Origin of the sequence: Xanthomonas sp. NCPPB 1325 (genome assembly GCF_041477645.2) — a bacterium.
GTDB classification, from domain to species: domain Bacteria; phylum Pseudomonadota; class Gammaproteobacteria; order Xanthomonadales; family Xanthomonadaceae; genus Xanthomonas; species Xanthomonas cannabis.
Map to the genome: position 1 here is coordinate 706192 of NZ_CM192985.1, position 12923 is coordinate 719114.

Genomic DNA, 12923 nt, shown 5'->3' on the forward strand with positions numbered 1-12923 from the left:
CAGTTGCGCGGCATTGCATGGCTCGGTGTCGCCTTGCACAGGGACGCTGCGTTGGCTGCACGGCCACCGCACCTGTGCACAACACGCCGCTAAGCCTTGTTGAGCGCCAGGCGCGCCGTGTTCTCTGCCGGCGCGGTGGTCACCGCCAGCGCCGCAGCGCGCAGTTTGGGCAATAAGCGCAGCGTCAACGCCAGCTGGTCGCGCACCAGGCGCTGTTTGGGTGGCAATTGCACGGCGTGGTGTTCCAATGCGTCGGCGGTGGCGAGTTCTTCGCTTTCGTCGTGCACCGGCAGCGGATGGCGTTCGCGCAAGGCGGTGGCGATCTCGCCTAGCGCGCGCTGCAGGTAGTCGCCTGCCTGCGCGATGGCGGGATCGTGTTCGCCCTCCAGCGCGGCGCGGTGCGCGCCCAGTGCGGAAAGATAGCCGAGCAAGGTGTTGGACAGCGCCAGGAAGCGGAAACCCGCGTCCAGATTGCGCCGGTAGCGGCCCGGTTCGCGCAGCATGTTGGACAGGGCCACCGACAACGCGGCATCGGCGTTGTGCATGTCGCGGCGTGCGATGCGGTAGGGCAGATCGTCGCGCATGCCGCTGGCGTACTGCTCCAGCACCTGGGTCAGGTAGCGCGCGCAACTGGCCAGCACCGTGGCCATCACCTGGTTGAGGCGGCGGCCCTGCCAGTCCGGCAGGATCAGGAACGAGGCCGCCGCGGCAATCGCGCAGCCGATCAGGGTGTCGATCAGGCGCGGCCAGATCAGCACGAAACCATCGCCGAGCAGGTTGAAGCAGAACAGCGCCATCACGGTGATGCCGGCGGTGGCGAGCATGTAGCGATCGGTGCGGGTGACGAAGAAGATCAGCGCAGCGGCCAGCGCCAGCAGCAATTGCACTTCAGTGCCAGGGAACAGCTGCATCAGCGCCCAGGTGGCGACCAGGCCGATCAGGGTGCCGGCGATGCGTTGCACCAGCCGCAGGCGGGTGGCGCCGTAGTTGGGGCGGCACACGAACGCGGTGGTGAGCAGGATCCAGTAGCCGTTGTCGGCATGGATGGACTGCATCACCGCATAGCCCACCACCAGCGCGATGGCCATGCGCAGGCCATGGCGGAACAGCACCGAGCCGGGCGTGAGCTGCTGGCCGAGCCGGGCAGCCATCTCGCGCAGGGTATGCGGCGAGGAATCGCGCAGGCGGGTGTCGAGGTTGTCGCTGGTGGAATCGAATTGCGCCGCTTCGGACAACTTGCGCTCGATGGTCTGCAGGTTGGTGACCAGCAGTTCCAGCGCGCCGAGCAGGCGCGCCAGCGCCGGGTCGGCGCGCGCATGCAGGTAATCCAGCGACTGGCGCAGGTCTTCGGTGGCCAGGCGGCTGTTGTCGCCGTAATCGAAGGGTTGGCGCAGCCGGATCGCCTCGCCCAGCGCGGCGCAGGCCTTGCCCTGCAGCGCGAGCAGGCGCTGGCAGCGGTACAGCACATCGCTGTGGAAGAACGCGTCGGTGAGCGCTTCATACGGGTAATGCGAGGAGCTGGCGCGCTCGTGGAATTCCTGCGCCATGTAATACAGCCGGAAATACAGGCCCGATTGCACGCCCGGCCGCCCCGAGCGGCCGAAGCGGCTCATGATTGCGGTCTTGGCGGCGTTGAGTGCGCCGACGACCCTGGCGTTCTGTTCGGCCAGCGCCAGCCGGCGCGCGTGCAGGTCGCTCTGGCGCACCGGTTCGAACAGATCGGCCTTGAGCCTGAGGTAGCGGCCCAGTTCGAAGAACAGCCGCGACAGCCGCTCGCGCACCGGGCGATTGGCAAACAGGATGGTCCACAGGATCGACAGCACGCCATACCAGGTGGCGCCGATCATCAGCAGCGCTGCGCCATGCCAGGCAATACGCGGATCGTGGCTGCCATGCTGGTCCATGCCGATCATGGCGTAGATCGACAAGGCCACGGTGGCCTGCGCGATGGACGCGTAGCGCTCGCCCAGCGCGCCCAGCAGGGTGAGCGAAAAGGTCGCCAGGGCCATGCCGATCACGAACGCCAGCGGATACGGGAACAGCAGCGTCACTGCAGCCGCGGCGGCGGCAAAACACAGCAACGACAGCAGCACCGATTTGATGCGGCCCAGCCAGTTGTCGTCGGTCTCGGCGATGGCGCTGGCGATGGCGCCCAGGAACAGCGCCGGTACCGCGGTGAGTTGATGCCAGTGCCAGCACACGCCCATCGCCACCGCCAGTGCGATGAACACGCGCAGGCCATAGCTGGCCTTTTCATGGGCCCACAGGCGGCTGAGGCGGGTTTCGAAGGTAGTGGCGGCCACGGTCTCGGCAAGGGCAGGCGTGACCGGCATTATTGCCGCACGCGCACGCTGTCGGTGTGGACAGGCGCTAGTCCTTTGTCAGTAGCCGGCATGGGTGCGGACTGGAGCGAGATGCGCGATTGCACCGCAGCCCCGCTGCACGACCGCTTACCGCGCTTGGTGGCCTTGCAACCTGTTGAACACTGCCTTCTCGACGACCACAAGCGAGCTGTTGCTCTATTCGGCCGACAACCAGCGGATGTCTGTGCTTGCCCCCATCCGCCCTTCGGGCACCTTCCCCCGCCGGCGGGGGAAGGACGCTGCTCAGCCCTGCGCGTCGCGCTCGCGGGCGATCGCGCGCCAGCCGATGTCGCTGCGCTGGAAGGCGTTGGGCCAGTGGATCGGCTGCAGGCCGGCGTAGGCATTGCGCTGCGCTTCCAGCACGCTGTCGCCGAGCGCGGCAACGCACAGCACGCGGCCGCCGGCGCTGATCACCTGCCCATCGGCGTTCAACGTGGTGCCGGCATGGAAGACCTTGGCGGTGGCCGGCACCGCGTCCAGACCGGTGATGACCTCGCCGGTGACCGGGGTTTCGGGGTACGGCCTGGCGGCGATGACCACACCCAGCGACGGGCGCGGGTCCCACTGCGCCTGCGCGCTGTCGAGCGTGCCGTCGATGGCCGCGTCGAGCAGATCGACCAGGTCCGACTGCAGGCGCAGCATCACCGGCTGGGTTTCCGGGTCGCCGAAGCGCACGTTGAACTCGATCACCTTGGGCGCGCCCTGCGCATCGATCATCAGCCCGGCATAGAGAAACCCGGTGAACGGCACGCCGTCGGCGATCATGCCTTGCACGGTCGGCTCGACCACCTCGCGCATCACCCGCGCATGCACCTCGGGTGTGACCACCGGGGCAGGTGAGTAGGCGCCCATGCCGCCGGTATTGGGGCCGGTGTCACCGTCGCCCACACGCTTGTGGTCCTGGCTGGTGGCCATCGGCAAGGCGTGTGTGCCGTCGACCATGGAGATGAAGCTGGCTTCTTCGCCATCGAGAAATTCCTCGATCACCACGCGCGCGCCGGCATCGCCGAACGCATTGCCCGAGAGCATGTCGCGCACCGCGTCTTCGGCTTCGCGCAATGTCATCGCCACGATCACGCCCTTGCCGGCCGCCAGGCCATCGGCCTTGACCACGATCGGTGCGCCTTTCTCGCGCACGTAGGCCAGTGCGGCGTCCACGTCGGTGTGCACGGCGTAATACGCAGTGGGAATGCCATGACGCGCAAGAAAATCCTTGGCGAAGGCCTTGCTGCCCTCCAGCTGCGCGGCCTTGGCGCTGGGCCCGAAGATGCGCAGGCCCCGCGCGTGGAAGCGGTCGACCACGCCCAGCACCAGCGGTACTTCCGGCCCGACCACGGTAAGCGCGACATCTTCGCGTTGCGCCAGGGCGAGCAGGCCATCCAGATCATCGACCTTGATCGCCACATTGCGGCATTTGGTTTCGGTGGCAGTGCCGGCATTGCCGGGTGCCACCAGCACCTCGCTCACGCGCGCGGACTGCGCGATCTTCCAGGCCAGGGCATGTTCACGGCCGCCGGAGCCGATGACGAGGATTTTCAAGGGGGCTGCTCGCTAGTACGGGGGAAAGGGGGCGCTACCTGCAGCCTTCGCGCTGCAGTGCGTTGGGGAATGGGTAGGTCCAGGTCTTGGTGTCGAGCGCGAACACGTGCGTCTTATCCAGGGCAACGCCGCAATCGCTGCCGTGCTCGTGGATGCGCAGCGGCCAGGTGCGCGCCTGCGGCTTGCTGTTGTCCACCTCCAGCGCGAAATCCACATCGAAGGCCTCGGCAAGGCATTGCGCCTGCGTCTGTTCCGGCTCGCGCGCGTCGTCGTCGCAAGCCAGTGCGCCGCTATTGTCGATATGTGCACGCAGCGAGCCGGCATTGACCAAGCCCTTGGGGCTGGGCACGACCAGATCCTGCGATTCCAGCATCAGGCCCTGGCCCATCCAGAAACTGTGCACGGCAAAGCCGTAGAAATCGCTGCCCAGCCGCAGGATGTCCACACTGCCGGGTTGGCCATCGCTGCCGTAGCCATCGGCGAGCCGTTCGACCACGACCTTGAAGCCGTCGCCATCGCCACGCAGCACGAAGAAATCGACCAGGCCGGGGTTGCCGTGGCCGCCATCGAGGAGGCTATGGCAGACCGCCAGCAGTTGCTGCACCTGGTCGCCCACCACCACCGGCTGTTCGGCGCAGACCTGGCTGTCGGCCTTGAATCCGTCCGCCTCGCCACTCCATTGCGCGGCCAGGCCGGCCTTGGCGCCATAGCGCGTACGCAGAAACCCATCCAGCCGCTCGGTGCGGCTCAGGTGAGCGCTGTTGGCGGGCGCTGCAGGGGCCGCTGCAACCGGCGCCGCAGCCGGCGCAGGCGCCTGCTTGCAGGCGCTCAACAGCACGGCGGTGGCAATAAACGCAGCAAGACAACGCAAACGGTGCATCGACCTATCCCTGTGCCGGTGACATCAATGCCGGAAGTGACGCACGCCGGTGAACACCATCGCGATGCCGTGTTCGTCGGCGGCGGCGATCACTTCGCCATCGCGCATCGAGCCGCCGGGCTGGATCACTGCCTTGATGCCGGCCGCGGCGGCGGCATCGATGCCGTCGCGGAACGGGAAGAACGCGTCCGAGGCCATCACCGAGCCGGCCACTGTGAGCTTGGCCTCTTCGGCCTTGAGCGCGGCGATCTTGGCGCTGACCACGCGGCTCATCTGCCCGGCGCCCACGCCAATGGTGCGGCTGTCCTTGGCATACACGATCGCGTTGGATTTGACGTACTTGGCCACGCGCCAGGCGAACAGCAGATCGCCCAGTTCCGCCTCGCTGGGCGCACGCTGGGTGACCACGCTCAATTCGCCCAGCGACATGCCGCGGTTGTCGGCCGATTGCATCAACAAGCCCGAGCCGATGCGCTTGGTGTCGTAATTGTTCAAGCCGTTGCCATGCGGAATCTTGAGCACGCGCACATTGGCTTTCTTGGTGGCGTATTCCAGCGCGCCGGCCTCGTAGTCGGGCGCGATCAGCACCTCGACGAACTGGCGATCCAGAATGGCCTTCGCCGTCGCGGCATCCAGGGTCTTGTTGAAGGCCAGGATGCCGCCGAACGCGCTGGTGGGGTCGGTGGCGTAGGCCAGTTCGTAGGCATCGCCGCAGGCCGCGCCCACCGCCACGCCGCAGGGGTTGGCGTGCTTGACGATCACGCAGGCCGGCGCATCGAACTGACGCACGCATTCCCACGCTGCATCGGCATCGGCCAGGTTGTTGTAGCTGAGCTCCTTGCCCTGCAACTGCTGGAAGGTGGCCAGCGTGCCCGGCACCGGATACAGGTCGCGGTAGAACGCGCCGGACTGGTGCGGGTTTTCGCCGTAGCGCAGGTCCATCACCTTGACGAAGTTGGAATTGATCTGCGCCGGGAACGGGCTGCGGGTGGGCACGCTCTCTGCACTGTCGGCCACCGCCGACAGATAGTTGCTGATCGCCGCGTCGTACTGCGCCACGCGGTTGAATGCGGCCACCGACAGCGCGAAGCGCTTGGCCGCCGAGAGTTGGCCATCGTTGGCGTCGAGTTCGGCCAGCAGATCGGCATACTGCGCCGGGTCGGTGGCCACTGCCACGCGTGCGAAGTTTTTGGCCGCGCTGCGCAGCATCGCCGGGCCGCCGATGTCGATGTTTTCCACTGCGTCGGCCAGCGTGCAATCGGCCTTGGCGGTGACCGACTCGAACGGGTACAGGTTGAGCACCAGCAGGTCGATCGGCACGATGCCGTGTTCGACCATCACCGCCTCATCGACGCCGGCGCGCCCGAGCAGGCCGCCGTGCACCAGCGGGTGCAGGGTCTTGACCCGGCCGTCCATCATTTCCGGGAACCCGGTGAGATCGGCCACGTCGGTGACCGGCAGGCCTGCCTCGCGGATCGCCTTGGCGGTGCCGCCGGTGGACAGCAGCGCGACGTTGCGCGCTGCCAGCGCGCGGGCCAGATCGATCAGGCCGGTCTTGTCGGAAACGGAGAGCAGGGCCCGGCGCACGGGCAGCAAATCAGTGGCCATCGGTGGGGGATGTCGTTGCGGAGCAGCCGATATTGTAGGCTGCGCCAGCGCTCGAATGGACTCAACACCCCGTATGGCCTCGATCTATGCTTTGAAAGGACGCTTCCAGGCGTTGCTGCGGCCGATGGTGGGCGCGCTGTACCGCGGCGGGATCACCGCCAACCAGGTGACGCTGGGCGCGGCGGTGGTGTCGTTGCTGGTGGCAGCGGTGGTCTACCGTGCCGGCGCCGGCTGGCCGCTGCTGTATCTGTTGCTGCCGGTGTGGATGCTGCTGCGCATGGGGCTCAACGCCATCGACGGTATGCTGGCGCGCGAGTTCGGCCAGCAGTCGCGCCTGGGTGCCTACCTCAACGAACTGTGCGACGTGGTCGCCGACGCGGCGTTGTACTTGAGCCTGCTTGGCGTGCCCGGTGTGAGCGCGAACTGGCTGTGGATCTTCGCGCTGCTGGCCGCGCTGACCGAATACGCCGGCGTGCTCGGCCTCATGGTCGGCGCCAGCCGCCGTTACGACGGGCCGATGGGCAAGAGCGACCGCGCCTTCGTCATTGGCGTTGTCGGCGTGGGGCTGGCCTGCGGGTTGCTGGGTGCGCGCGGCGTCACCTGGGTGGCCATCGCGCTGAGTCTGGCCTGCATCGCCACGGTGTGGCGACGGGTACGCGCCGGGCTGGCGGAGGCGCCCGCCGGCTAAGCGCGCTGCCTGCGCGCCGCAGTGCGCATGCGGTGTCCGCTGCACTCTGTTTACTTTCTTCTTTTTCAGGATGATCCGATGCGTGATGTCGTCGAGCGCGAGTTCGCCAGTTTCGATGGTGTGCAGTTGTTCTATCGGCACTGGCCGGCCCCGGTGGCAGGTGGCGCGCCCAAGGCGGTGGTGCTGCTGCATCGCGGGCATGAGCACTCCGGCCGTGTGATGCATCTGGCCGAGGAGCTGGACCTGCCCGATGCGCAGTTTTTCGCCTGGGATGCGCGCGGAAATGGCCGCTCGCCCGGCGTGCGGGGCGATGCGCCGGGCTTCGAAGCGCTGGTGCGCGATCTGGGCAGTTTCATCGCGCACATTGGCACCACCCACGGCATCGCGGTGCAGGACATTGCGGTGGTGGCCCAAAGCGTGGGCGCGGTGGTGGCTGCTACCTGGGTGCACGACTATGCCCCGCCACTGCGCGCGCTGGTGCTGGCCTCGCCGGCGTTCAAGGTGAAGTTGTACGTGCCGTTCGCACGCGCCGGGCTGGCGCTGATGCATGCGCTGCGCGGCAACTTCTTCGTCAACAGCTACGTCAAGCCGCAGTGGCTCACCCACGATGCGCAGCGCGTGGAAAGCTATCGCACCGACCCGCTGATCACCCGTCCGATTTCGGTGCGCGTGTTGCTGGGCCTGTATGCGGCGGCCGCACGCGTGGTGGACGATGCGCAGGCGATCACCGTGCCGACCCAGTTGCTGGTCTCCGGCTCGGATTTCGTGGTGCATCGCGGCCCGCAGGACCGCTTCTACGAAAACCTGCGTTCGCCGATCAAGCAGCGGCATTGGTTGCCGGGCTTCTTCCACGACACCCTGGGCGAGCGCGATCGTGCGCTTGCGATCGCGCCGATGCGCGCGTTCATCCAGGCGCGTTTCGCAGCGCCGCCGGTGCGCGCGCAGTTGCGCGACGCGCACCGCAGCGGCCCCAGTTTCGAAGAGGCCGAGCGGCTGGCCTGGCCGCCGCCGCGCAACAGCCTGCAGGACCTGCGCTGGCGCGGCGTGCGTGCCGGCCTGCGGCTGGGGGGCACGCTCTCCGAGGGCATCGCACTCGGCCTGCAGACCGGTTTCGACTCCGGCAGCACGCTGGACTACATCTACCGCAACCAGGCGCGTGGTCGTGGGCCGCTGGGCCGCATGATCGACCGCAATTATCTCAACGCGATCGGTTGGCGCGGCATCCGCATCCGCGGCGCGCATCTGGGTGAATTGCTGCGTGATGCCGCGACACGGTTGCGTGGTGCCGGCATGCCGGTGCGCGTGCTGGACGTTGCCGCAGGGCACGGGCGTTACGTGCTCGACGCCTTGGGCAGCGGCGCGCAACGTGCCGATGCGATCGTGCTGCGCGATTTCAGCCCGCTCAACGTCACCCATGGCACCGCGCTGATCCAGGCGCTGGGCGCGGGCGAGATCGCCCGGTTCGAGCAAGGCGATGCCTTCGACCCGGCGGCGTTGGCGGCAGTGCAACCGGCGCCGACGCTGGCGGTGGTGTCGGGCCTGTACGAGCTGTTTGCCGATAACGACCAGGTGGCGCGCTCGCTGGAAGGTCTTGCCGCCGCAGTGCAGCCGGGGGGCTACCTGCTCTACACCGGCCAGCCCTGGCATCCGCAGCTGGAATTCATTGCGCGCGCGCTCACCAGCCACCGCGATGGCGTGGCCTGGGTGATGCGTCGGCGGAGCCAGCAGGAAATGGATGGCCTGGTGGAAGCGGCGGGCTTTCGCAAGGTGACGCAGCGCATCGATGCGCTCGGCATCTTCACCGTGTCGATGGCGCAGCGGATCCAGGCATGACGCATGGCGCACGCCCGACCGCTCGCGCTGCGCTGTGGCTGGCGTTGCTGGGGCCGTTCTTTTTCCTCAGTTATGGCCTGGCCAATACGTTGGCCGGGCGGGCCACGCAGGTGCCATCGGTGGTGTTCGGCTGGGAACATGGCATGCCGTTCTGGCCATGGACCATCGTGCCGTATTGGTCGATCGACCTGTTCTACGCGGCGTCGTTCTTTGTCTGCCGCACGCGGCGCGAGCTGGACACGCACGCGTTGCGCCTGCTCAGCGCGCAGCTGCTGTGCGTGGCGTGTTTTTTGCTATGGCCGTTGCGCTACAGCTTCGTCCGGCCCGATACCGATGGCGTGTTCGGCTGGTTGTTTGCCGTGCTGCTGGGTTTCGACAAGCCCTTCAATCAAGCGCCATCGCTGCACATCGTGCTGCTGGTGGTGTTGTGGGTGCGCTATGCGCAGCATCTTTCCAGTGTGTGGCGCTGGCTGTTGCATGGCTGGTTTGCGCTGATCGGCGTGTCGGTGCTGACCACCTATCAACATCACTTCCTGGATATCCCCACCGGCCTGGCCGCGGGTTGGCTGTGCGTGTGGCTGTGGCCGGAGCGCAGCGCTGCGCCGTTTGCGCAGGCACGGCTGACAGGCGACGCGCACCGTTGGCGATTGGCCGCTGCGTATCTGGCCGGCGCGTTGGTCAGTGGCGCGCTTGCGCTGTGGAGCGGTGGCACCGGGCTGTGGTTGCTGTGGATCACCCTGGCCTTGTTGCTGGTGGCCATGAATTACGCGCTGCTCGGCCCGCTCGGATTCCAGAAGCGCAGCGATGGGCGCTTGAGTCTTGCCGCGCGCTGGTTGTATGCGCCGTATCTGCTGGCGGCATGGTGCAATTCGCGGCTATGGACACGGCGCGATCCATTGCCGCGCCTGGTGGCCGATGACGTGTGGCTGGGGCGGATTCCGTTGCCCGGGCAACGCGGCACCATTGCCGCAGTCGTGGACGTGTCTGCAGAACTGTCGTTGTACGCCGCAGTTGCGCAGGACCAGGCGGTGCCGATGCTGGATCTGGTCACCCCGTCGCCAGCGCAGTTGCGCGCGGCGGCGCAGGCGATCGAACAGGCCCGTGCGCACGGCCCGGTGCTGGTGTGTTGCGCCCTGGGGTATTCGCGCAGTGCGGCCAGCATCGCAACCTGGCTGATCCGCAGTGGGCGGGCTGCCGGCGTGGACGCTGCCATTGTGCAACTGCGTGCGGCGCGGCCGGCGATCGTGCTGCGTGCGCATCACCGTGCGGCCATTGCGGCCGCCGGCGCAGTGGACAGCCACGATGCAGTCACCGGGCAGGTGCCCGCATGAGCGCGACCATGACACTTGCCAGCATGCGTGCGGTGTTGCGCCAGGGCGCTGCACTGGACCGGTGTTCGCTGCTGCTGTTGGCCGCCGTGATCGTGCTGCTTGGCATCACCCATGCACCCGCGCCGATCCAGCTGTGCTACGCGCTCAGTGTGGCTGCCGGCGTCGTGCAGCGCGTGTGGGCGTTCCGGGTCGGCCTGGATGCGGACCTGCTGGAGGCCGTGCTGCAGCAGATTGCCATCGACAACAGCGACGAGCATCGCGCCGCGCAACAGCTCGATCAGGCGCTGCAGACGATCGGCCTGCTGCGCACGGTGCCGGCGCCACGCGACTGGCTGGCGCGCTGGGCCGGCATGCGCCGTCTGCTGTTGAGGCAAGTGGGTAGCGTGATGGTGCAGGGGCTGGCCCTGTGCGCCGCACTGATCGGCAAGGCACTGCTGTGAGCGGGGCACGCGCGGCACAGGCTCTCACCGCGCCGCTTGTACGGTTGCAGCGATTGCTACCGGCCACCGCTCAAGCCAGCGCATTGCGCGGATGGGGCCACGCCCTGCGCGCGGCGTGGCAAGCGCAGGGTGCCTCGGCATCGACACCGGCGATCTCGCCCGCCGCTGCAGCACCGATCGTAAAGGTAGCGCTGCGCACACCCGTGCGCGCATTGGAGTGGACATGATTGCCCGTTTGATCGCGCGTGCCTGCAGCGGCGCCATTCGTACCCTGACCGGCGCGCGTGCGCTGTGGCGTGGGTGTGCGCCCTCCAACGAACGCAGCGTGTATTACGGCAATCACGCAAGCCACGGCGATTTCGTGCTGATCTGGTCGTCGCTGCCGGCCAGCCTGCGGCATACCGTGCGTCCGGTCGCTGCTGCCGATTACTGGCAGCGCACTGCACTGCGCCGCTACCTGATCCACGCGGTGTTCAACGGTGTGTTGATCGAGCGCGATGCCGCGCAGCGCACCCGCGACCCGATCCAATGCCTGTGCGATGCAGTGGACGCCGGCGATTCGTTGATCCTGTTTCCCGAAGGCACCCGCAACCCGGACGAAGGCGTGCTGCCGTTCAAGAGCGGGCTGTATCACCTGGCGCGGCAACGCCCGGAACTGGAGTTCGTGCCGGTGTGGATCGACAACCTCAAGCGCGTGATGCCCAAGGGCAAGTGGCTGCCGTTGCCGCTGTTGTGCACCACCACCTTCGGGGCGCCGTTGCGGCTGGGCGCCGATGAGGACAAGGATGCGTTCCTGGCACGCGCACGCGTGGCGCTGCTGGCGTTGTCGCCGGAGCAACTGGAGGCGCGCGCATGAATCCTTATGTGTTCAGCGGGCAGCTGCAGCAGTCTTCGATGCATCAGCAGACGCTGTGGTTGTTCAGCGGCATTGCGCTGGTACTGGTGATTGCCACGCTGATTTCCGAGACGCTGCGCTGGCGTGCGCGCGAACGCCCGAGTGCGGTGCTGGACAACCTGGTCGCACGCATCCGCGCATGGTGGGTGATGGCGGCGGTGGTCGGCATTGCGTTCGTGTTCGGCCGCGCCGGCGTCATCGGGCTGTTCGCGCTGGTGTCGTTGTTTGCGCTGCGCGAGTTCATCACCCTGACCCCCACGCGGCGCGGCGATTACTACGCGCTGCTGGCCGCGTTCTACATCGTGCTGCCGTGGCAATACGGGCTGGTGTGGACCGGCTGGTACGGCATGTACACCTTGCTGATCCCGGTGTACGCGTTCCTGGTGCTGCCGATCCTGGCCACCATCGGTGGTGATACCACCGGCTATCTGGAACGCACGGCCAAGGTGCAGTGGGGGCTGATGATCTGCGTGTTCTGCATTTCGCACGTGCCCGCGTTGTTGAACCTGGACATTCCCGGGTACGCCGGGCGCAATCTGCTGCTGATCGCGTTCCTGGTCATCGTGGTGCAATCGTCGGACGTGCTGCAGTACGTCTGGGGCAAGCTGGCCGGCCGCCATCTGATCGCGCCGAAGCTGTCGCCGTCCAAGACGGTGGAAGGCTTCATCGGCGGCGTGCTGTCGGCCAGCCTGCTCGGCATGGCGCTGTGGTGGATCACCCCGTTTGCGCCGTGGCACGCGTTCGGGCTGGCGCTGGTCGCCAACCTGATGGGCTTTTTCGGCGGGCTGGTGATGTCGGCGATCAAGCGCGATCGCGGCATCAAGGACTGGGGCCACATGATCGAAGGCCACGGTGGCGTGCTCGATCGCCTGGACTCGGTGTGCTTCGCCGCGCCGGTGTTTTTCCACCTGATTCGCTACGGGTGGGCGTAAGGCCGCAGCCCACCATCGCGCACGTCGCCCATCAGCGATGCAGCGCCGCGCTTACGATTCCCGATTCCGCAATCCCGATTCCCGGCTTAGGTCAGCCCGTACTCTTTCAACTTCTTGCGCAAGGTCGCCCGGTGAATGCCCAGCATCGCCGCGGCGCGGCTCTGGTTGCCTTCGCAGTGGTTGAGCACTTCGACGAACAACGGGATTTCCATTTCGCGCAGCACGATCTCGTACACATCGTCCGCGTCGCTGCCATCCAGGTCGCGCAGATAACGGCGCACGGACTGCGCCACGTGTTCGCGCAGGGGCGACTTGGGGGCGCCACGACTGGTGTCAGGACGGGAGGAGGCTGCGTTCAAAGGAAGTTCCCAGTGTCACGAAGCCGGGACGCGTGGCCGGCGAGGGGGAGTGAGT

General features: G+C 67.2%; 11 protein-coding genes. 6 read left to right on the forward strand and 5 right to left on the reverse strand.

Annotated elements, in window-relative coordinates:
• Positions 1 to 89: 89 nt before the first annotated feature.
• From yccS to purH, 4 genes are all read right to left on the reverse strand, one after another.
• Positions 90 to 2303, reverse strand: a complete 2214-nt coding sequence (gene yccS / locus ACCQ10_RS02825; protein ID WP_372363035.1) for a YccS family putative transporter — start codon at positions 2301 to 2303, stop codon at positions 90 to 92.
• Between the two features lie 303 nt (positions 2304 to 2606).
• Entirely contained in the window at positions 2607 to 3902 is a 1296-nt protein-coding gene (purD, locus tag ACCQ10_RS02830; RefSeq protein WP_372362146.1) for a phosphoribosylamine--glycine ligase, read from the reverse strand.
• Positions 3903 to 3936: 34 nt separating this feature from the next.
• On the reverse strand, positions 3937 to 4782 hold the full coding sequence (locus ACCQ10_RS02835; protein WP_372362147.1) for a hypothetical protein: 846 nt from the start codon (positions 4780 to 4782) through the stop codon (positions 3937 to 3939).
• Between the two features lie 24 nt (positions 4783 to 4806).
• Positions 4807 to 6390, reverse strand: coding sequence for a bifunctional phosphoribosylaminoimidazolecarboxamide formyltransferase/IMP cyclohydrolase (gene purH, locus ACCQ10_RS02840; protein WP_372362148.1), 1584 nt, complete (start codon positions 6388 to 6390; stop codon positions 4807 to 4809).
• A gap of 73 nt (positions 6391 to 6463) precedes the next feature.
• On the opposite strand from purH, the gene ACCQ10_RS02845 reads away from it, so the two are divergent.
• The 6 genes from ACCQ10_RS02845 (at position 6464) to ACCQ10_RS02870 (ending at position 12509) form a co-directional block, all read left to right on the forward strand.
• The gene (locus ACCQ10_RS02845; RefSeq protein WP_372362149.1) at positions 6464 to 7078 is read left to right on the forward strand and encodes a CDP-alcohol phosphatidyltransferase family protein; all 615 of its coding nucleotides are present in this window, start codon (positions 6464 to 6466) and stop codon (positions 7076 to 7078) included.
• A gap of 78 nt (positions 7079 to 7156) precedes the next feature.
• Positions 7157 to 8911, forward strand: coding sequence for a bifunctional alpha/beta hydrolase/class I SAM-dependent methyltransferase (locus tag ACCQ10_RS02850; protein ID WP_372362150.1), 1755 nt, complete (start codon positions 7157 to 7159; stop codon positions 8909 to 8911).
• Positions 8908 to 10242 (forward strand): phosphatase PAP2/dual specificity phosphatase family protein, encoded by a 1335-nt coding sequence (locus ACCQ10_RS02855; RefSeq protein ID WP_372362151.1) that lies wholly within the window; start codon positions 8908 to 8910, stop codon positions 10240 to 10242. Before ACCQ10_RS02850 ends, ACCQ10_RS02855 begins: the two co-directional genes overlap by 4 nt.
• Positions 10239 to 10682 carry a hypothetical protein gene (locus ACCQ10_RS02860; RefSeq protein WP_372362152.1) on the forward strand — a complete coding sequence of 148 codons (444 nt, stop codon included), beginning with the start codon at positions 10239 to 10241 and terminating at the stop codon, positions 10680 to 10682. Before ACCQ10_RS02855 ends, ACCQ10_RS02860 begins: the two co-directional genes overlap by 4 nt.
• A gap of 223 nt (positions 10683 to 10905) precedes the next feature.
• On the forward strand, positions 10906 to 11538 hold the full coding sequence (locus ACCQ10_RS02865; RefSeq protein WP_372362153.1) for a lysophospholipid acyltransferase family protein: 633 nt from the start codon (positions 10906 to 10908) through the stop codon (positions 11536 to 11538).
• Positions 11535 to 12509: a phosphatidate cytidylyltransferase gene (locus ACCQ10_RS02870; protein ID WP_047693384.1), complete on the forward strand. Its 975-nt coding sequence runs from the start codon at positions 11535 to 11537 to the stop codon at positions 12507 to 12509. The genes ACCQ10_RS02865 and ACCQ10_RS02870 overlap by 4 nt, the downstream gene beginning before the upstream one ends.
• Before the next feature lie 86 nt (positions 12510 to 12595).
• Here ACCQ10_RS02870 and fis read toward each other — a convergent pair whose 3' ends face one another.
• The gene (gene fis / locus ACCQ10_RS02875) at positions 12596 to 12868 is read right to left on the reverse strand and encodes a DNA-binding transcriptional regulator Fis (protein WP_047693382.1); all 273 of its coding nucleotides are present in this window, start codon (positions 12866 to 12868) and stop codon (positions 12596 to 12598) included.
• Positions 12869 to 12923 lie beyond the last annotated feature (55 nt).